We start from the raw sequence: 21,001 nt of genomic DNA, 5'->3' as shown, positions 1-21,001 counted from the left end.
GACTCGCCTCGTGGGGCCAATCTCAAAATGGTTCAGACAGCGCTTGCCGCAAGGGCCAGCGTGCCAAAAGGTCGATCAAGATACACAGCGCACCAGTAGCGCACAAGCCGCCGAAAGTCGGATACACCTACAACCCCTTCAGCGTGTCAGCGCTGCCGGCAACGTGTTGGCCATACGCTGCCGGCGCCGGCAATCCCCCCTTGAAATGGGCTAGCCGGTGTTACGCAAACCAGCGGCAATGCCTGCCACGCTGACCAACAACGCTTGCTCCAGCGGGCTATCGGCCTGGCTGTCACGCTGCCGCGCACGGGCTAACAGCTCGGCCTGGAGCAAGTGCAGCGGGTCGAGGTAGGTGTTTCGCACGCTGATCGACTCCAGGGTTTCCGGGCTGTGCGCCAGCAGCTGAGACTGGCCCGTCAGCCCCAGTACGGCGGCCACTGCCTGCGACAATAGGCCGCGTAAATGTGCACCCAGCGGCTGTAAAGCGGGGTCGACTAAACGCTCGTCGTACAGGCGTGCGATAGTTTCGTCAGCTTTGGCCAGGACCATTTCCAGCATGTCGATGCGGGTGCGAAAGAACGGCCAACCCGCGCGCATCTGCCCCAGGAGTTCGCCTTCACCGCGCTGCAGGGCGTTGTCCAGCGCCGCTTCCCAGCCCAACCAAGCCGGCAACATCAGGCGCGTTTGGGTCCAGGCAAAAATCCATGGAATCGCACGCAGGCTTTCTACGCCCCCCTCGCGGCGCTTGGCTGGACGGCTGCCCAACGGCAAACGGCCCAGTTCCTGCTCCGGCGTGGCCTGGCGGAAATACTCGACAAACTGCGGGTGCTCGCGCACCACCGCACGGTAAGCCTGGACGCCATCGCTGGCTAATTTATCCATCAGCTCACGCCAGGCCGGCTCCGGGCTGGGCGGCGGCAGCAGGGTGGCTTCCAGCACAGCGGCCAGGTACAGGTTGAGGTTTTGCTCGGCGATATCCGGCAGACCGAATTTGAAACGAATCATTTCACCCTGTTCAGTGGTACGGAAACGCCCGACCACTGAACCCGGCGGCTGCGACAGAATCGCCGCATGGGCTGGGCCGCCACCACGCCCTACGGTGCCGCCGCGGCCATGAAATAGCAGTAGCTCGACATCGTGTTCACGGCATACCTGCACCAGGGTTTCCTGGGCGCGGTACTGCGCCCAGGCAGCGGCCGTGGTGCCGGCGTCCTTGGCCGAATCGGAGTAGCCGATCATCACTTCCTGCGGCCCTTGCAGTCGCGCGCGGTAGCCATGCAGCGCCAGCAACCGGCTGATCACCGGGCCGGCGTTATCCAAGTCGGCCAGGGTTTCAAATAACGGCACCACACGCATCGGTCGTTGCAACCCGGCTTCCTTCAGCAGCAGCTGCACCGCCAGTACATCGGAGGCCGCACCGGCCATGGAGATGACATAAGAGCCTAGCGATGCGGCAGGTGCACGCGCCACTTCCCGGCAAGTGGCCAATACTTCGGCAGTTTCGCCGCTGGGTTTGAAGTGCCCTGGCAGCAGCGGACGGCGGCTTTCCAGCTCTTGCAGCAAAAACGCGACACGGGCGTCTTCATCCCACTCGGCATAACGCCCCAGGCCGAGGTAGTCGGTGATTTCACTCATGGCCGCCGTATGTCGACTGGAGTCCTGGCGCACATCCAACCGCCCCAGAAACAGACCAAAGCTCGCCGCGCGCCGCAGGCAATCGAGCAATGGACCGTCGGCGATCACGCCCATGCCGCAGTCATGCAGCGACTGGTAGCAACACTGCAATGGCTCGAACAGCTCGCGATTGTTTTGCAGTACAGCCGGGGGCGCCGGTAACTCCTCCTGCAGAGCGGCCTGAGCCCAGTTGCGGGTGGCACGCAAACGTTCACGCAGCTGCTTGAGCAACGCGCGATACGGCTCGGCGCTCTCGCCTACCCGAGCCAGTAGAGCCGGGCTGGCCTGCTGCATCGACAGTTCAGCGGCCAGTTGGTCGATGTCACGCAGGTACAGGTCGGCGGCCATCCAGCGCGCCAGCAGCAGCACCTCACGGGTCACGCTGGCAGTCACATTGGGGTTGCCATCACGGTCACCGCCCATCCAGGAGGCGAACCGAATCGGCGCGGCATCCAGCGGCAGGTGCAACCCGGTGGCGCTGTGCAGCACCTGATCGGCTTTGCGCAGCACATTGGGGATGGCATGCCAAAGCGAATGCTCGATCACCGCAAAGCCCCATTTGGCTTCATCCACCGGGCTTGGCCGGCTACGGCGGATTTCCTCGGTGTGCCAGGCTTCGGCAATCAGCCGTTGCAGGCGCTGCTTAACCTGCTCGCGCTCGGCGGCGGAAAGATCACTGTGGTCGCCTGCAGCCAACTGCTCGGCCATCGCGTCGTATTTCTGAATCAGGGTGCGCCGCGCCACTTCGGTGGGGTGCGCGGTCAATACCAGTTCGATATCGAGACGGCCGAACTGGCGGGCCAGCGCCTCGCCTTTATGCCCATGAGCGCTCAGGCGCTGCAGCAGGTCGGCGAGGATATTGTCTTCAAAGGGCTGTGCTTCACCCGGTGCACGGCGGCGCACACGGTGGTACTGCTCGGCGATATTGGCCAGGTTGAGAAACTGATTGAACGCCCGCGCCACGGGCAGCAACTCGTCATCCGCCAGCTGGTTCAGGGTTGCACTGAGTTGCTCCATCCCTTCCGCCGAGCCACGGCGCGAGGCTTTAGCGCCTTTGCGGATGCGCTCGATCTTGTCGAGAAAGGCGGCTCCATGCTGCACGCTGATGGTGTCACCCAGTAGTTCGCCGAGCTGGTGGACGTCTTCGCGCAAACGCGCATCGATTTCTGCCATGACTGTTACCTCCGCTAATCCTGTGTCCAGAGTGCCCAGCGCGCCACCTTCTTACAAGTGCGCGACGCCACGCCTGCACTTATCGGCGCGGGCGCTAGCCTGAACAGTGAAAGCCCGCCACGTCGCGGCGGGCATAACAAGGACAAGAGGCAAACATGAAGATTCGCGAGCTGGTACAGCACTGGCAGGAAAATGCGCGGGGCCGCCTGAGCGCAACGCCCTATCAGATCCACCTTGACCTGGAAGCAGCCGCACGCCTGGCGGCGCTGCAGGAGATGTACCCCAAACACCACGTCGAAGAACTGCTCGGCGAGTTGCTCGGGGCGGCGCTGGAAGAGCTGGAAGCCAGCCTGCCCTACGTGAAGGGCACTAAAGTGGTGGCCACCGATGAGCTGGGCGACCCGCTGTATGAGGATGCCGGCCTGACGCCGCGCTTCCTCGCCCTGTCACGCCAGCATCTGCAGCGCCTCAGTGAACAGCAGGCCCATAAGGACTAGGCGTTACTGACCTTCGTTGCAGCGAACGGCCTGCTTGCGCTGATCAACCAGCACACCGCTCAGGCCCTTCTGCTCCAGGTCAAACATCACCAGCACGCCATCAATGCACTGCGCCACTTGGCTGGCGGGCTTGAGCGAGACTTTATAGTCCTCACCCGGTACCGTTTTGAGCATGGTGAACTCGGACAGTAGCAAGGCATCCTCAGGCTTAGCCACGTGCAGATAACCGTAATAACCGAGCACGGCCACGGTAGCGCAGATGCTGCCAATACCGGTCAGGATCAGCGGAATAGGATTGACTTCACTCATAACAGGCTCTCGGATTAACAATTGGGCAGGCGATGCATCAGGCGGCGCAGCTTGCAACAAACCCACACGCCTGCAAAGCCCCAGATTGCCGCATTACTTGCCACCGGCGCGCACTTCTTCACGCGCCTTGAAAGTGGCTTCATAAATACGCTCAGCCAGGCGCGAAAACGGCAAGCTCTGCACCCACACGGTACCGGTACCTTTGAGCGTGGCCAGAAGGATGCCTTCACCACCAAACAACATGCTTTTCAGCCCGCCAGCCAGGGCGATGTCGTAATCAATGCCGCTGGTAAAGGCCACCAGGCAGCCGGTGTCCAAGCGCAGGGTTTCGTTGTTCAGTTCTTTACGAATCACCGTGCCGCCGGCATGCACAAAGGCCAGGCCGTCGCCTTCGAGCTTCTGCAGGATAAAACCTTCACCGCCAAAAAAACCCGCCCCTAGGCGCTTGTTAAAGCTGATGCCGACCGCCGTGCCGTAGGCCGCGCAGAGAAAAGCGTCCTTCTGACAAATCAACGTGCCGCCGTGCTCAGCCAGCTGGATCGGCACCACGGTGCCCGGATAAGGCGCGGCAAAGGCCACCCGCGCCTGGGTTTTGCCAGCATTGGAAAAGTGCGTCATAAACAGTGATTCGCCGGTCAGCATGCGCTTGCCCATGCCCCACAGCGTGCCCAGCACACCCGTGGCCGCGCCATCGCCCATGCGCGTTTCAAAGCGGATGCCGTCGGTCATGTAATTCATCACGCCGGCTTCGGCGATCACCGTCTCGCCCGGATCGAGAATGATCTCCACGCTTTGCGCGGAGGCGCCGAGGATTTCGTAGTCGAGTTGATGGCTGGGCATGTGGTGGCTCCTGTTAAGGCGGAAAGAGCAGCCCGGATTTCATCCGGGCTACGGCTCGTCTACTGAACGGCTAGGAGCGTCATGCGTGAGGTGCGCTGCCGCTTCTAAAGAATGTTGGCGTAGTCGGCTTCGATCCGATCGAGACTCAGATGGTTCAAGAAATTGGAGAAGCACATCCAGGCTGACAGCGAGTTGAGATCGCTGAACTGCGGCGGCAGGAACTTGGGCGCAACAACCAGCCCTTCGTCCACCAGCTGACGCAAGGTACGCATGTCTTCCAGGGTGGTTTTGCCGCAGAACAGCAGCGGAATCTGCTCCAGCTTGCCTTTGCGCACGGCCAACTGGATGTAGTTGTAAATCATGATGAAGCCTTTCAGGTAGGACAGGTCCTTGGTGAACGGCATACCGGTGGGCGTCGAGCCACGGAACACTCGGTTGGCGTTGCTGTAGCTCTCTTCCTGGCTGAAGCCCTGCTCGCGGTAGAAGTCGAATACTTGCAGAAAATCCGCGCCCTCTTCGGCCATATGAATGGCGCGGGTGCGGTTGGTCAGCTTGCGTAAACGGGTTGGGTAGGAGGCGAAGGTGATCACCTCCATCAGGATCGCCAGGCCTTCCTGTGTCACCGTGGACGAGGGCGGGCCCTTGGCCAGAAAGGTGCACACCGGCTGGCTCAGGCCATTTAGGGTGGTCGCCACATGCACCAAGCCCTCGTGCACTTCCAGGGCTTTTACATCGCGCTCATTGAACATGGCATCGGCGCGGATCTTGATGTAATCGGCACCAGCGGCGGCATCAGCAAGAATACCGTCTGACTCAAAAACCCGAATGGTGCTCTCCTCCTCGCCAAACACCTTGTTCAGGCGATGTTGCAGCAGGTTGACCGCCTCTTTGGCAGTCAGGGTCTTGGCTTCATCCTTGAGATCGCCGCGCTTGTCGATGTTATTCAGGAAGTCAGAAAACATCAGGCCCAGGTCGGCCAGGGTGGGGTCACCGGCATGGAAGGCATCGGAGGCCGCGCCGTAGAGTTCCTGGCTGATCAGGCCGAAATCCTCAGTGCCGCGCGCTTCGAGCATACGAATGACCATGCGGTACTCGCGGCACATGCGCCGCATGATCTTGCCCACCGGGTTGAACTGGCCAAGCTGGCGGGTGATATCACGCTCGATATTCTGGAACTCGAGCTTCTTGGCTGACGCATCAAAAGGCAGCGGCCGGTTGGCGTAGTAGGCTCGGTCAACGGCAGGCAGCTGCTTACCGTTGTGCTTGAGGAACTCGTTGCGGATCGAGTCATCCCACTTCACCGCATCCAGCACGCGTATCGGCGTTTGCGCGTCGACCAAACGGTCGGACAGCGCGCGCACAATCAGCTGGTAGTCGTCCAACTCGGTATAACTGTTCATGCTTTCCCTATCCCCTACTAGTCGCCGGCCCGCTGATAACGCGCGACTTCGATAAACACATCCGAATTGGCCTGATCGTCGAGGTAGCTGAACACCTGCTCCAGCGGGCTGCTGATCAGCACGCCATCGCCTTCTGCGCCGTCAATCACCTCGCCCTGCAATGCCCCCTGCTCCAGCTCATGGAGAATACGGTCGACATCCAGGTTGTAGATCACCAACTCATTACTGGTGGTCAGCTCGAAACCGGCGATGGCGAAATTCGCCCCCAGGCTTTTCGGCAGGCCGGCCGACAGGTACCAGCGCCGGCCGTGATGGGCCACGGTAAAGCCGTACTCCTCAATGCTTTCGAGGTTATCCGGGTTATCCACATAGGTCCGCGCTTTGTACACATTGGAACCTGCGCGCGTGACCTGCAAATACTGCTGCTCACCCCATTCATTTTTACGCGACCACTGGCCAAGTAAAGGCATGGGAGCGGCTTCATTGGCGGGAATGGGGTCTTTGAAGGTAACCAGACACCCACTCAGCAACAAGAAGGACACGGCAAGCAGCGCGCGCCAGGTGATCATTGAGCTCTCCTTATAAATGGATTGACCAGGCTACCAGGCCGTTAAAAACCAGACGAGGCAGGCAAAACAGACGAGAACACAGCATTTGCGCAGGGTAAATGAGCACCCCGTTCGGCCTCATGCCCAAGCCTGTATTTAACGCAGTATTACCAACGCAGGTCGTTTTTCAACGGCCTGTTATGGCTTCGCAGCAAATACACATGGCGCTTGAATGAGGACAACCTATTTCCACAGCGCAGACGATCAACACCATCGCGCCGCCCTGATACTCCACGCGCAGAATAATCGCCGTCAAGCGCCTGACCTAGTGCCCCGCCCGCACTTGCTCACGAATACGGGCCGTAAAAAGCAGACCATAAAAAAACCGCCCGTAGGCGGTTTTTTCAGCATCAGGCGTGTGGGCGCATGTGCGGGAACAAAATCACGTCGCGAATCGACGGTGAATTTGTCAGCAGCATCACCAGGCGGTCGATGCCGATCCCCTCACCCGCCGTCGGCGGCATACCGTATTCCAGGGCGCGGACGAAGTCGGCGTCGTAGTGCATGGCTTCGTCATCGCCGGCGTCCTTGTCGGCTACCTGAGCGTGGAAGCGCTCGGCCTGGTCCTCCGCGTCGTTCAACTCGGAGTAGGCGTTGGCGATTTCACGGCCACCAATAAACAGCTCGAAACGGTCGGTGACGTTCGGGTTGTCATCGTTACGGCGAGCCAGCGGCGACACTTCGAACGGGTATTGTGTAATGAAGTGCGGCTGTTCCAGCTTGTGCTCGACCAGCTCTTCGAAAATCATCACCTGCAATTTGCCCAAGCCTTCGAAACCGAGCACTTTGGCGCCGGCCTTTTTAGCGATAGCACGCGCCTTGTCGATATCGTTGAGGTCATCGGCGGTCAGCTCGGGGTTGTACTTAAGGATCGAGTCGAACACCGACAGGCGTACGAACGGCTCACCGAAGTGGAACACCTTGTCACCGTACGGCACGTCGGTGGAACCGAGCACCAACTGAGCCAACTCGCGGAACAGCTCCTCGGTTAGGTCCATGTTGTCTTCGTAATCGGCGTAAGCCTGGTAGAACTCCAACATGGTGAATTCAGGGTTGTGCCGCGTCGAGACGCCTTCGTTACGGAAGTTGCGGTTGATCTCGAACACCTTCTCAAAACCGCCGACTACCAGACGCTTGAGATACAGCTCCGGGGCGATACGCAGGAACATCTGCATATCCAGGGCGTTGTGGTGAGTTTCGAACGGCTTAGCCGCTGCGCCGCCGGGGATGGTCTGCAGCATCGGCGTTTCTACTTCGAGGAAGTCACGCTGCATCAGGAAGCTGCGGATATGCGCAATCACCTGAGAACGCACGCGGAAGGTGTGGCGGGTTTCTTCGTTGACGATCAGGTCAACGTAGCGCTGACGATAGCGCTGCTCGGTGTCGGTCAGGCCGTGGTGCTTATCCGGCAGTGGGCGCAGTGACTTGGTCAGCAGGCGCACGTCGGTCATTTCCACGTACAGGTCGCCCTTGCCGGAACGGGCCAGGGTGCCAACGGCTGCGATGATGTCGCCCATGTCCCAGGTTTTCACCGAGGCCAGGGTTTCTTCGGACAGGGTTTTACGGTTGACGTAAACCTGGATGCGCCCGGTCATGTCCTGGATCACCATGAACGAGCCACGGTTAAGCATGATGCGCCCGGCAACCTTGACCGGAATAGCGGCCTCGGCCAGCTCTTCCTTGGTCTTCTCGGCGTACTGTTTCTGCAGGTCGGCGCAGTAGTTGTCACGGCGAAAATCGTTGGGGAAGGCGTTGCCCTGCTCACGGATAGCGGCAAGCTTTTCCTTGCGCTGGGCAACCAGCTTGTTTTCTTCGTGCTGCCGCTCTTCGTGGGAAAGGGCCTGCTGGTCGTGTTGTTGGTCGCTCATGGTCGTTTGTCTGTCCTGTAAATCGTTGGTTGGGCACGGGCCCGGCCGATGGTTGGGCTACGCAGCGCGTAGCTCAACCTGCCTAAAACCATCATTCAGCGGTTAGAGCCCTTGTTTCAGGCTCGCCACGAGGTATTCGTCGATATCGCCATCAAGCACCTTGTCGCAGTCGCTGCGCTCGATATTGGTGCGCAGATCCTTGATCCGCGAGGCATCCAGCACGTAGGAGCGAATCTGGTGGCCCCAGCCGATGTCCGACTTGCTGTCTTCCAACACCTGCGAGGCGGCGTTGCGCTTCTGCACTTCTTGCTCGTACAACCGTGCGCGCAGCATCTTCATAGCGGTGTCTTTGTTGGCGTGCTGCGAACGTTCGTTCTGGCAGCTGACGACGGTGTTGCTTGGCACGTGAGTAATACGCACCGCCGAATCGGTGGTGTTTACGTGCTGACCACCGGCACCGGATGAACGATAGGTGTCAATGCGCAGGTCCGCCGGGTTGATTTCGATCTCGATGTTGTCATCGATCTCCGGCGAGACGAATACCGCAGAAAACGAGGTGTGGCGACGGTTGCCCGAGTCAAACGGGCTTTTACGCACCAGGCGGTGCACGCCGATCTCAGTACGCAGCCAGCCGAACGCGTACTCGCCTTTAATATGCACGGTTGCGCCCTTGATGCCGGCAACTTCACCAGCGGACAGCTCCATGATGGTGGCATCAAAGCCGCGCTTGTCGGCCCAGCGCAGGTACATACGCAACAGGATGTTGGCCCAGTCCTGAGCCTCGGTGCCACCGGAACCGGCCTGGATGTCGAGGTAGGCGTTGTTCTCGTCCATTTCACCGCTGAACATGCGGCGGAATTCAAGCTTTTCGAGGATGCCGCGCAGGCGCTCGACTTCACTGGCGACGTCGGCCACGGCGTTTTCGTCGTTTTCTTCAACAGCCATGTCGAGCAGGTCACGGGAGTCGGCAAGACTGCCCTGCAGGTCATCCAGGGTGTCGACAATCAACGCCAGGGAGGCGCGCTCGCGGCCCAAGTTCTGCGCGTATTCTGGGTTGCTCCAGACCGTTGGATCTTCGAGCTCGCGGTTTACTTCGACTAAACGATCATGTTTGTGATCGTAGTCAAAGATACCCCCGAATAGTCAGGGTGCGCTCGGACAGATCCTTGATGCTGTTGAGGATCGGGTTGATTTCCATGGCGTTCAGCACTCGCAGGCAATTGAGGTGTACAGCGGCCCTGTGCGGCCCGATAAGCCAGCCCTATGGCTGCTGATCGTTGCGGCAAGCGGACCGTGGCCCCGAAGTTTTAGAAAAGCCGGCGAGTATACCCCAGTCAACGCCCTGCTGGCAGTCTGCGACGAACGCCATTGGGTTGCCGGGCGGCCCCTCAACCGGGCTCAGCAACACCGACTTGGTTGCGGCCATTTTTTTTGGCCAGGTACAAGCCACGGTCCGCCAACTCGATCAAATCAGTTGGCGCCATGCCTGCCTGAGGCGTGAGGGTGGCGACCCCCAAGCTGATGCTGACAACAGAACCCGGTGCAGGGTGTTCATGGGCAATGGCCAAGGCCTGCACGCACAGCCGAACTTTCTCGGCAAGCAAGCGCGCACCACCGCGCGAGGTCCCCGGCAGAATCATGACGAATTCTTCACCGCCATAGCGCGCGGCCAGGTCTGAAGAGCGGCTGCACATGTCACTCATGCAGGTCGCCACTTGGCGCAAGGCTTCATCGCCCTCCACGTGCCCAAAGCGGTCATTGAAGGCTTTGAAGTAGTCGACATCAATCATCAGCAGCGACAGCTCGCTTTGCTCACGCAGCGCGCGTGCCCATTCGGAATTAAGGCAATCATCAAAATGGCGGCGGTTGGCCAGACCGGTGAGGCCGTCGGAGCGCATCAAGCGCTGCAGAACCAGATTGGCTTCAAGTAATTGCTGCTGACTCTCGCGCAGCGCTCGAAACGCCTCATCGCGCTGCTGCATGGCGAGGTAGGAGCGTGAGTGGTAGCGGATACGCGCCACCAACTCAACCACATCGGGCAATTTGACCAAGTAGTCGTTGGCCCCTTGGGAGAAGGCGGCGCTTTTGATCTTGGGGTCTTCTTTGGTCGACAGCACGATGATCGGCACATCTTGCAGCGCTTTGCGCGCACGGTATTGGGTCAATAGCTCAAGGCCGTCGACCCCTGGCATGACCAGGTCTTGCAAAATAACCGATGGTTTTATCTGTTCGGCCAGGCTAATCGCCTGCAGGGGGTCTGAACAAAAGTGAAACCCAATGTTCGTTTCAGTCGCCAACGCTCTGCGCACGGCCTCTCCGATCATTGCTTGGTCATCGACCAGCAAGACCATCAGTGGAGTCGATATCGGTGCATCCTCCTGAACACCGTTAAATTGCGGAAAACTTTGCATACTACTTTCTCCAGGCTTGGCGCCCGTTATCATTTTAGACCCTGCAACATCCAATAGCACTTCGCCATCCACGTCGTTAATCAAACAGCGCGACCAGACGCCGGCCAATCTCGGCTAACGGTAATATCTCGCTTGCGGCGCCAAGCTGCGCAGCAGCCTTGGGCATACCATACACGGCGCAGCTGGCCTGATCCTGGGCGATGGTCAGGTACCCGCGCTGGCGCATATTGAGCAGCCCCTGAGCGCCATCGCGGCCCATACCGGTGAGCAGTACGCCGATGGACTCACCCGGCCAATTGGCCACCACGCTGTCAAAAAACACATCAATCGACGGGCGGTAAATATGTGCGCTGGGCTCGGCGCTGTAGGTCAACTCACCGTTGCGCTGCAAAATCAGGTGGTCATTGCTGCCCGCCAGCAACACCGTTCCCGGCTGCGGCACATCGCCCATGCGGGCCAAGCGTACCGGCAACGGTGACTCGCTAGCCAACCATTGGGCCATGCCAGCCGCAAAGGTTTGGTCCACGTGCTGCACCAGCACCACGGCTGCAGGGAAACCAGGCGGTAGCTGTTTGAGCAATTCAACCAAGGACGCCGGCCCGCCGGCCGAGGCGCCAATAACCACCAAGCGCTGGCGGCCACCGGCGCCGACCCGGCGCACGGGACTCGCGACCGTACGGACATTTTTTTGCCCCAATAGCAGGCCTAAATTATGGATCTTGCGTAACAGCGCAGCGGCATCCGGCAATTGCGCACCCCCCAGCGCAGGCGTTGCTACCACGTCCAGAGCGCCATGGCCCATGGCTTCAAACACGCGACTGACATGCCGCTCGACATCCGAGGTGACAATTAATATGGCGCAGGGGTTTGCAGCCATGATCTGGCGGGTGGCTTCAACGCCGTCCATTTCCGGCATCAGCAAATCCATCAACAACAAGTCCGGCGTATCCTCACGGCAACGCTGCACGGCCTCCGCGCCGCTGCCGGCGACCCAGGCCACCTGATGCTCAGGCGCACGCGCCAGGGCACGGCGTAATGCCTCCACGGCGAGCGGCATATCGTTGACTATTCCGATTCTCATCCCTATGCCTCGCCTATCAGTGCCTGCACCGCGTCCAACAGCGTTTCATCATGGAAACTGGCTTTAGCCAGGTAGTAATCCGCGCCGGCATCCAGCCCCCGACGACGGTCTTCTTCACGGTCTTTATAAGACACCACCATCACCGGCAAGGTGCGCAAGCGGCTATCGCGGCGCACCAGGGTCAACAGTTCGATACCGTCCATGCGCGGCATGTCGATGTCGCTGATCAGCAAATCAAAGTGTTCATCACGCAGGGCGTTCCAACCGTCCATGCCGTCCACAGCAACGGCCACGTCGTAACCACGACTGAGCAACAACTTGCGCTCAAGTTCGCGCACCGTCAGCGAATCATCGACCACTAGCACCCGTTTGCGCATTGCCGCCTGAGCACGCTGGCTGCGCCGGTCCACCCGTTCCAGCTGGCCGCTGCCCAAGAGTTTGGCAATCGAGCTGAACACATCTTCAACATCCAGGATCAGCACCGGCGTGCCGTCATCCAGCAAGGCGCCAGCAGCCACATCTTTGACCTTGCCCAGGCGCGCATCCAGCGGCATGACCACCAGCGTGCGTTCGCCAATAAAACGATCCACGGCCAGGCCATACACGTTGTCGCGTTCGCGGATCAGCACCAGCGCGATGCCGGCGTCTTCAGCGCGGCCCTCCGGACGCTGCAACAACTGGCTCGCCGAAATCAGGCTGACATGGCGGTCGCCGTGCCAGAAGTGCTGACGCCCTTCCAGCTGCACAACATCCTCGGCGCTTACCCGCACCATGTGCTCGATGTGCGCCAGCGGTAAGGCGTAGGCCTCCCCGGCAATCTCTACAACCAGACTGCGCACTACCGACAAGGTAAGCGGCACTTGCAGAATGAAGGTGCTGCCCTCGCCCTGGCGATGCTCCAGGCGCACGCTGCCGCGTAATTGACGCAAGCCGTATTGCACCGCATCGAGGCCTACGCCGCGCCCGGACACCTCGGTAACCTGATCGCGCAGGCTGAAGCCCGGCAAAAACAGAAACGCCAGCAGCTCGTCTTCGCACAGCTTGGTAGCTGTTTCAGCGCTGGCAAATTTACGCGCCACCACCACTTCACGCAGCCGCTCGATATCCACTCCGGCGCCGTCATCACTCAACTCCAGCACCAACATGCCAGCCCGGTGCCGCGCGCGCAGCAACAGCCGCCCTTCTGTCGCCTTGCCCTTGCGCGCACGCAACTCCGGCGGTTCGATGCCGTGGTCAACCGCATTGCGCAGCAAGTGGGTTAAGGGCGTATCCAAGCGCTCCAGCACATCGCGATCAACCTGGGTGCCTTCGCCTTCGATATCCAGACGCACCTGTTTACCCAATGAGCGCCCCAGGTCACGCACCATGCGGGCGCGGCCAACCAGCACATCAGCCAGCGGCCGCATACGCGACGACAACGCCGCGTCATAGAGTGAGCGGCTTCGCAGGCCGCCCTCCCAAGAAAATTCATCAAAAGTTTCAAAGTGCTCTTGTAGCTGCATCTGGCATTCGCCCAGCTGCGCCCTGGCCTCTTCCAACAAAGCCAGTGCTTGCGGCTCCAGCGCGCCGCCAAGGGTGACTTCACGCAACGCATCCAATGTCCGCCGTACGGAGGACTGCTGACGCTTGAGCCGCAGTAACGAGTCGGCCAGCGGTTGGATGCGCTGGAACTCGACCAATGCCTTGCCGGACATATCCAGTAAGTGATCCAGGCGCTCGGCCGAGACCCGCAACACGCGCCCGCGCCCTTCATCTAGCGGCTCTTCGGCCGCGTCTGCGGGAGCCGCCTCTAGCACCGCGCTTGGCGCCAGCGCCGGTAATAGCGGTTCAGCTGCAGCGGAGCGCCCCAGGGCAGGCACTGCAATCGCCAACTGACGTTCAAGCAGGTCCACCAATTGCTCAACGCGCTCGGCAGACGGCGCATCCGCACTCAACGCCGCGCCGACCCGGCGCAGTAGATCAGTGCCTTGCAGCAACCCGTCTATCTGTTCGGGCAATAGACGTAATAGGCCTTCCTGGGCTGCAACCAGGATGTCTTCCATGGCGTGAGCGACTTTCACGCCATGCTCCAGGCCGACAATGCGCGCGGCGCCTTTGAGCGAATGGGCCGCACGCATGCAGGCTTCCAGCTGCCCAGCGTGATTGGGCTCACGCTCCAGCACCAATAACCCAGCATCCAGCACCTGCGCCTGGGCATCCGCTTCCATGCGGTAGAGCTCCAGCAGCGAAGCATCCCTCATCTGATCGGGCGTCATGTAAAGCTCCTGCTGATGGCCTGGCGCAGCAACTCATCATCAAGCTGGGTAATGCTGCGGCCCTGCCACTGCAACACCCCGCTGGCGAACTGGCTCACGGCCAGCCCACTCTCACTCCGGGTAGGCTGCACGTGCTGCAGTGGGATTGTGTGAATACCCTCCACTTCATCAACCGGCACCACCACCGGCCCGCCCTGCCCAGCCAGAATCAGCATGCGCGGGATCACGCGCTGGCCCGCTGCCGGGGCACTGCTGGGCGCAATGCCCAAGAGTTCGCCAAGTGATACACAAGCCACAAGGGTGCCGCGCACATTGGCGACCCCCAGCAGGCTGCGCGAGCGCTGGTGAGGCAATGAGTGAATCGGCATTTGCGCCACCACTTCAACCAAGCCACGCGTTGCCAGTGCCAGCCACTCATCGGCAACCCGGAACACCAGCAACGAGCAGCGCTCAACGGCTGGCTCGTCCGGCACACACGCGTCATCGTCTTGCACCAGCGCATAACGCTCCAGCAACTGCAGCGCCGCTGCGGCATGCACCTCACAATTGCGGCAGTGCACATGCTCGCGCAGGCGTTCACAGCTTTTATCGCCCTGCACGCCGATACGGTTCCAGCAATCATCGATGGCTGCCCCGCCGTGCGTCAGCACCAGGTTATCGCTCATTACGCGTCACTCCAGGCGTGCTCGCTCGGCTCACTCGCTGCTGCAAGCGCTTGGCGCCGTCATGGTCACCGCGCGCCGCCAACAGGGCCGCCAAGTGCACCAGGCTTTCAACATGCGTCGGCTCAAGGTAAAGCGCTTTGCGGTAGTAATCCTGAGCCTGATCCCCCTGGCCCGCCATGTCATTGAGCAGCCCCATCCAGTAGAACGTGTCCGCGTTGGGGCCATGCTCCAGCAGGTAGCGATCACACTCGCGAAGCGCCTCATCACTGCGCCCGGCATCCGCCAAGGCCGCAATGCTGGCCAATGCGCTGAGTGCATCGTCGCGCGGCGCAATGGGCGCAGCAGGCGCTGCGGCCCTGACAACTGGCGCACGCGGCAGCGGCAGCGGCAGCGCAGGGCGAGCCGGTGCTGGCGCAATCATGCGTGCCGGCGCCATCACGGGCAGCGGCGCGAGCGCGTACTGAAACGCAAACGTCAGCGGCGCACCCAACGCTTGCATACCGCGCTGGGTCAGTAAGCTGGCCTCGGCAGGGCCGACGAAAAAAGTGCCCTCGGCGTGCAGCAAACGCTGCAGTACGTCCAGCACCGCGCCCTGTGTCGGGCGGTCAAAATAGATCAGCAAATTGCGGCAGAAGACAAAATCAAACGGTGCTTCACCCGCTAGTACGTGGCTGTCCAACACATTGGCGCAGCGCAACCTGACGCGCTCAAGCACCCGCGCCTGCAACTGAAAGCCACTGGCCGTGGCGTCGAAATAACGCGCGCGAAAATTCAGGTCCTGGCCGCGAAACGAGTTGCGCCCGTAGTGCCCCAGCCGTGCTAACTCAAGCGCGCGGGCACTCACATCCAGCGCGTCAACTTGAAATGCAGCCGGGGCGAACCCCGCGTCCAGCAGCGCCATTGCAATCGAGTAGGGCTCTTCCCCCGTAGAACACGGCACACTGAGGATGCGCAGCGGGCGGCTGCCACATAACGCCGCTTTTCGTTTCAGTGCCAGCTGGGTCAGGGTGACAAAAGACTCTGGGTAGCGGAAGAACCAGGTTTCCGGCACAACAACGGCCTCAACCAACGCCTGTTGCTCAACAGGCGATTGGCTGACCTGCCGCCAGTAATCGGCGTCCACAGCCACGCCTAGAACCTGCATCCGCTGACGCACCGCGCGCTCGATCACCAAGCGCCCGATGGACTCCGCATCCAGGCCGATCAGCTGTTTAAGCAGGCGCTCCACTTGGGCAATCATGCTGCGCCCCCGGCATCGGGGAACAGCAGCGCGCTGACATCCGCCGGCAGCAACCCGGCAACCTCAATACGCTGCACCAGCCCTTGCGTAGACGTCTGCACGCCGCCCAGGTAATGCGCCGCGCCAGGGCTCAGGCCCGAATCTGCAAAGGCGCTGGCAGGTAGACGCAGGGTCTGGTTGGCTTTTTCCAGGATCAACCCCAGCACGCGATTGGCGGGGAGGTAATGCACCAGCACCAGTCGGGTACTGGCCAGCGCGACGGCAGACCGACCACAGGCGCGCGCCAGCAGATCAATCACCGGCACCAACGCCCCACGGTATTCAAAGCCACCCGCAACCCAGGCTGGCGCCTGCGGAAATGCCTTAAGGCGACGCAGGGGTAGCACCTCAACCACTTCATGGACACTGAGCGCATAGCGGTCTTGGTCCAGGCTAAACAGCAGATAAAGCTCGCCCGCCTCGCGCTTAAAAGACGCCAGACCGGCATTTGGGCTGTGCATGCTCAGACCTTAAATCGGCTGACGCCGCTGCGCAGGCTGCCGGCGACCTGATTCAACTCATCAATCGCGGCACCGGCTTGGCGCAATGAATCAACCGTCTGACCACTGGCTTCGCTCAACTGCACCAGGGCCTGGGTAATCTGCTCGGCGCCTGTGGCCTGGGCCTGCATGCCCTCATCGACCATTTGCACCCGAGGCGCCAAGGCCTGCACCTGATGAATAATCTGCGACAGCTGGTCACCAACCTGGGCCATCTCGCTATTACCGCGGCGCACCTCTTCAGAGAACTTGTCCATGCCCATAACACCAGCCGACACCGCCGACTGGATCTCGCGCACCATCTGTTCGATGTCATAGGTGGCCACAGCCGTTTGATCGGCGAGGCGACGCACCTGGGTGGCCACCACGGAAAAACCACGGCCATATTCGCCGGCCTTCTCGGCTTCAATCGCGGCGTTGAGGGACAACAAATTGGTTTGATCGGCCACTTTGACGATGGTGGTGACCACATGGTTGATGTTGCCAGCCTTCTCATTGAGGATCGCCAGCTTGGCATTCACCACCTCGGCAGCGCCCGCCACCTGGCGCATGACGTCTTCCATGCGGGCCAGCCCCAGCTGACCAGAACCGGCCAGTACCGAGGTGTGTTCGGCGGTGCCGGACACTTCACTCATGGTGCGCACCAGGTCGCGCGATGTGGCGGCGATTTCACGGGATGTGGCGCCAATTTCCGTGGTTGTGGCAGCTGTTTCCGTAGCCGTGGCTTGCTGCTGCCGGGAGGTTGCGGCGATTTCGGTGATCGACGTGGTCATTTGCACAGCCGACCGCTGCGCTTGCGCCACCAGGCTTTTTAGCTCATCGGCCATGCGATTGAACCCTTCCTCGATGGCGTTGAACTCATCGCGCCGGCCCATATCAAGGCGGGCTGATAGATCCCCCGAACCCAAAATCTTAAAGGTTTCGACCACTTGGGTGATGGGCTGGCTGATTGTGCGCTGCAGAACGACCGCACTCAGCACGGCCACCACCAGAACCACCAGAATCGCCACCAGCAAACTCAACTTGGTGAACTCTGCATCGGTGACGATCTGCTGTACGGCCTGATCGACAAACGCCTGGTTGGTCTCGAATAACTGGGTCAAAACCGCACGCGCCTGCGCCCACGCCGGTAGAAGCTGCTCGCTGCTCAGGGCTAACGCCTGCGCGTCACGGCCGGCTGCGACCAACTCCAACCACTGAGCGTGCAGCTGGAAGTACTGATCGCGTTTCTGCGCAAAAAGCTGCGCCTGAGTCCGGTCCTCATCACTGGTAATGGTGCCTTCATAAGCCACGAGGCCGGCGTTCACCTCACGGGCCAAGCGCGCAAACGTCTCGCGTTTCTCAGCCGTCAGCGCCTGGCGGCCAGCCTGATCATGGCCGACCATCAACAAGCGCTGACTCTCCAGCAAGTGGTCGGCCCAGGCCAGGCGAATTACCCCAACCAGACGCATCCCCGGTGCGGCAGACACACGCACGTTAATGGCGGCTTGTTCCACCGTCGCCAAGCGGTGATACGCGGTGGCAGACAGCAGCAAAAGGATGGCGACCACCACAGAGAAGCTCGCGATGATGCGTTGCCGGACAGTCCAGTTCTTCACAGTATTCCCCACTTGGTTAAGCGTACCCGGCCAGCAACATGCTGAACGCGCAAAAAACGCTAGGACTCTAGAGTTTGCCTCCGCCAGCGGCAAGCACTGAAATGCCCGATGACACAAGCAGACCCGGTGTGCGGCACGCCTACGACAACGCGAGCGCCGCCGCAGCGGGGATTGCCGGCAGAGGCCGCGCTGCGTCAGCCAGAATCATCTGCGCGGCTTTTTCGGCAATCACCAACACCGGTGAGCAGCTGTTGCCTGAGGTCAGAGTGGGCATAATCGAGGCATCGGCAATCCGCAGCCCGGCAATACCATGCACACGCAGGCGGCTATCAACCACCGCATGCTCGCCCGTGCCCATACGACAAGTGCCGGCCGGGTGAAAAATGGTGGTGCCAATTTCGCCGGCGGCCCGCTGCAGGTCGGCCTCACTCTGATAGTCCGGCCCTGGTTTGAACTCTTGCGGGCAATAGGCGGCCAGCGCCGGCGCAGCGACAATCCGGCGGGTCAGGCGAATGGCATCTGCGGCCACTTTAAGGTCTCGCGGGTCGCTGAGGTAATTGGGTTGAATCAGCGGTTTTTCCCGCGCATCGGCAGAGCGAATGCTGACGCTGCCACGGCTGTGTGGGCGCAGGTCGCAGACCGATGCCGTAAACGCTGGGAAGTTATGCAGCGGCTCACCAAAGCGTTCCAACGACAACGGCTGCACGTGGTACTGCAAGTTAGCCGTGGCCTGAGTAGGGTCTGATTTAGCGAAAGCGCCCAACTGGCTGGGCGCCATCGACAATGGCCCGCTGCGGCGCAACAGGTACTCGGCGCCCATACCCAGCTTGCCCCACAGGCTATTGGCAATAAGGTTAAGGGTCGGCGCGCCGGTGATGCGGTAGATCAGGCGCAGCTGCAGGTGATCCTGCAGATTAGCGCCAACGCCCGGCAACGCATGCCGCACACCAATACCAAGGCGCTCAAGCAGCCCGCGCGGGCCGATACCGGAGCGCTGTAACAGCGTGGGCGAGCCAATCGAGCCGGCACATACAATTACCTCGCGCCGTGCCCGTACCTCGTGGCGTGCGCCTTGCCAATCCACCACCACACCGGCGGCGCGGCTGTTTTCCAGGATCAGCCGTTGCGCCTCAACGCCGGTCAAAACCGTGAGATTGGCGCGCCCCTTGATAGGACGCAGAAACGCCTTCGATGCATTCCAACGCACGCCACGCTGTTGGTTGACCTGAAAGTAACTGCAGCCAGCATTGTCGCCACCGTTGAAGTCCTCAACGCTGGCAATGCCGCTTTGCCCAGCGGCTAGGCGGAAGGCATCAAGAATGCGCCAGGACAGCCGCTGCTGTTCAACTCGCCACTCGCCGCCAGCGCCGTGCAGCGCGCTGTCACCGGCATAGTGGTCTTCCATACGGCGAAACAGCGGCAGCAGTTCCTGCCAACTCCAGCCAGGGTTACCCGCCGCCGCCCAGCCGTCATAGTCGCCCGACTGGCCACGCATGTAGATCATGCCGTTGATAGAAGAGCTACCGCCGAGCACCCGCCCCCGAGGGTATTTCAGGGCGCGGCCATGCAAACCAGGCACCGCCTCGGTGTCAAAACACCAGTCGGTGCGCGGGTTGCCAATGCAATACAGGTAGCCGACCGGGATGTGAATCCACGGGTAGTTGTCCGGGCCACCGGCTTCAAGCAGCAATACGCGGTTGGCCGGGTCCGCAGAGAGTCTATTGGCCAACAGGCAGCCGGCCGGGCCGGCGCCGATGATTAAGTAATCATAGTTATCTGCAGTCACAGGCATGGCGACCTCACGCGATTCTTATCGTTATCAACGACAGAGCCTACGCCTGCTTGCCGCGCAACGAAACCGCCAGCAAATGCCTCGCCGACTTTGCCAGGGCGGGGACCGGCGCCGCCGAGGAACGACGCTGCACGCTAGCCGGCAATCAGCTCTTGCCGCACCTGGGCCTCAAGCTCGGTTTTAAGCGCCGGGTCCAGTTTGAGCTGGCGGGCCAACTCTTCAAGGTAAGCGCGCTCCATAAAATGCTCTTCGTCGACCATCAACACGCTGGCCACATACATTTCTGCGGCCATTTCTGGCGTACTGGCGGCGCGGGCTATTTCGGCGGGGTCCAGCGGTTTGTTCAGCTCGGCCTGCAGCCACTGCTGCAGTTCGACGTCACTGGTGAGCTTAACCAGCTCGCCCTCAATTAACTGACGCTCGCGGGCGTCAACATGGCCATCGGCTTTGGCCGCACCGACAAGCGCTTTGAGAATCGCCTGGCTGTGCAACTCGGCCTGCGGTGCCGGCAAGCGATCCAGGGTTTGTGGCTCGCCTTGCGGTGCGCTGGCCTGCTTCGCCTGCCAGTTGTTGTAGGCCTTGTAGGCGACCACACCAAGCGCCGCTAAGCCTCCGTAGGTAAGGGCCTTGCCGCCCATTTTGCGCGCACTCTTGTTACCCAGCAGCAAGCCCAGCGCACCTGCCGCCAGAGCGCCGCCGCCGGCGCCTTTCAACAGAGAGCCGAGATCACCACCCTGGCCGCTTTTACCGGCGCCACCGAGCAAACCGCCCAAGCTGCCACCCAAGCCGCCGGTCGAACCACCGGCAGAGCTGCCGGCAGATTTCTGTTGCAACAAGTCCTGGCCGGACTTTAACAACTGGTCAAGTAAGCCACGGGTAATCATCAAGCGCTCTCCCTAAAAATGATTGTGCAAGCACACGAGTTGATTCTAGAGACACAGGCTTAACCGTCGCTAACGCCAGAGTGCTTCGAAAGATTGCCAGCGGCTGAGAGAAAAACAACTACGGGGCGGCTCAGCTGGCGCACAGCGTCAAATACGGTGCGTCGCAC

At 60.9% G+C, this 21,001-nt stretch carries 17 protein-coding genes; 1 reads left to right on the top strand and 16 read right to left on the bottom strand.

Going from position 1 to position 21,001, the window contains the following annotated elements:
* Window positions 1-210 precede the first annotated feature (210 nt).
* Entirely contained in the window at window positions 211-2,847 is a 2,637-nt protein-coding gene (ppc, locus tag AC0J6G_RS02575) for a phosphoenolpyruvate carboxylase (RefSeq protein ID WP_475250986.1), read from the bottom strand.
* A 155-nt stretch (window positions 2,848-3,002) separates the two neighbouring features.
* Between ppc and AC0J6G_RS02570 the strand changes: the two genes are divergently transcribed.
* A complete protein-coding gene (locus AC0J6G_RS02570) occupies window positions 3,003-3,344 on the top strand; it encodes a pilin assembly protein (RefSeq protein ID WP_475250984.1) in 342 nt (113 codons plus the stop codon).
* 3 nt (window positions 3,345-3,347) lie between these two features.
* Here AC0J6G_RS02570 and AC0J6G_RS02565 read toward each other — a convergent pair whose 3' ends face one another.
* From AC0J6G_RS02565 to AC0J6G_RS02495, 15 genes are all read right to left on the bottom strand, one after another.
* Window positions 3,348-3,653: a hypothetical protein gene (locus tag AC0J6G_RS02565; protein ID WP_475250982.1), complete on the bottom strand. Its 306-nt coding sequence runs from the start codon at window positions 3,651-3,653 to the stop codon at window positions 3,348-3,350.
* A gap of 93 nt (window positions 3,654-3,746) precedes the next feature.
* Window positions 3,747-4,493 (bottom strand): TIGR00266 family protein, encoded by a 747-nt coding sequence (locus tag AC0J6G_RS02560; RefSeq protein WP_475250980.1) that lies wholly within the window; start codon window positions 4,491-4,493, stop codon window positions 3,747-3,749.
* Between the two features lie 104 nt (window positions 4,494-4,597).
* The gene (locus AC0J6G_RS02555; protein WP_475250978.1) at window positions 4,598-5,893 is read right to left on the bottom strand and encodes a flavohemoglobin expression-modulating QEGLA motif protein; all 1,296 of its coding nucleotides are present in this window, start codon (window positions 5,891-5,893) and stop codon (window positions 4,598-4,600) included.
* Window positions 5,894-5,910: 17 nt separating this feature from the next.
* Entirely contained in the window at window positions 5,911-6,462 is a 552-nt protein-coding gene (locus AC0J6G_RS02550) for a hypothetical protein (protein ID WP_475250976.1), read from the bottom strand.
* 389 nt (window positions 6,463-6,851) lie between these two features.
* Entirely contained in the window at window positions 6,852-8,369 is a 1,518-nt protein-coding gene (lysS, locus tag AC0J6G_RS02545) for a lysine--tRNA ligase (RefSeq protein ID WP_475250974.1), read from the bottom strand.
* Between the two features lie 102 nt (window positions 8,370-8,471).
* A protein-coding gene (prfB, locus tag AC0J6G_RS02540; RefSeq protein ID WP_475250972.1) for a peptide chain release factor 2 occupies window positions 8,472-9,567 on the bottom strand; the annotation gives its coding sequence in 2 pieces (ribosomal slippage) (window positions 8,472-9,494 and window positions 9,496-9,567; 1,095 coding nt in all).
* 190 nt (window positions 9,568-9,757) lie between these two features.
* Entirely contained in the window at window positions 9,758-10,780 is a 1,023-nt protein-coding gene (locus AC0J6G_RS02535; protein ID WP_475250970.1) for a diguanylate cyclase, read from the bottom strand.
* Window positions 10,781-10,856: 76 nt separating this feature from the next.
* Window positions 10,857-11,861 (bottom strand): chemotaxis-specific protein-glutamate methyltransferase CheB, encoded by a 1,005-nt coding sequence (gene cheB / locus AC0J6G_RS02530; protein ID WP_475250968.1) that lies wholly within the window; start codon window positions 11,859-11,861, stop codon window positions 10,857-10,859.
* Between the two features lie 2 nt (window positions 11,862-11,863).
* Window positions 11,864-14,116: a response regulator gene (locus tag AC0J6G_RS02525; protein WP_475250966.1), complete on the bottom strand. Its 2,253-nt coding sequence runs from the start codon at window positions 14,114-14,116 to the stop codon at window positions 11,864-11,866.
* A complete protein-coding gene (locus tag AC0J6G_RS02520; RefSeq protein ID WP_475250964.1) occupies window positions 14,113-14,781 on the bottom strand; it encodes a chemotaxis protein CheW in 669 nt (222 codons plus the stop codon). The genes AC0J6G_RS02525 and AC0J6G_RS02520 overlap by 4 nt, the downstream gene beginning before the upstream one ends.
* Window positions 14,771-16,021 carry a CheR family methyltransferase gene (locus tag AC0J6G_RS02515; protein WP_475250962.1) on the bottom strand — a complete coding sequence of 417 codons (1,251 nt, stop codon included), beginning with the start codon at window positions 16,019-16,021 and terminating at the stop codon, window positions 14,771-14,773. Before AC0J6G_RS02515 ends, AC0J6G_RS02520 begins: the two co-directional genes overlap by 11 nt.
* Complete coding sequence (locus tag AC0J6G_RS02510) at window positions 16,018-16,521, bottom strand: chemotaxis protein CheW (RefSeq protein WP_475250960.1); 504 nt, start codon at window positions 16,519-16,521, stop codon at window positions 16,018-16,020. The genes AC0J6G_RS02515 and AC0J6G_RS02510 overlap by 4 nt, the downstream gene beginning before the upstream one ends.
* Before the next feature lie 2 nt (window positions 16,522-16,523).
* On the bottom strand, window positions 16,524-18,158 hold the full coding sequence (locus AC0J6G_RS02505; RefSeq protein WP_475250958.1) for a methyl-accepting chemotaxis protein: 1,635 nt from the start codon (window positions 18,156-18,158) through the stop codon (window positions 16,524-16,526).
* 139 nt (window positions 18,159-18,297) lie between these two features.
* Window positions 18,298-19,950 carry a GMC family oxidoreductase gene (locus tag AC0J6G_RS02500; protein WP_475250956.1) on the bottom strand — a complete coding sequence of 551 codons (1,653 nt, stop codon included), beginning with the start codon at window positions 19,948-19,950 and terminating at the stop codon, window positions 18,298-18,300.
* 134 nt (window positions 19,951-20,084) lie between these two features.
* Complete coding sequence (locus AC0J6G_RS02495; RefSeq protein WP_475250954.1) at window positions 20,085-20,834, bottom strand: tellurite resistance TerB family protein; 750 nt, start codon at window positions 20,832-20,834, stop codon at window positions 20,085-20,087.
* Window positions 20,835-21,001 lie beyond the last annotated feature (167 nt).

The organism is Pseudomonas sp. TS_SC_3 (genome assembly GCF_056156225.1).
The sequence above is the reverse complement of the archived record's forward strand: the minus strand, read 5'-3'. Positions and strand labels throughout refer to the sequence as shown.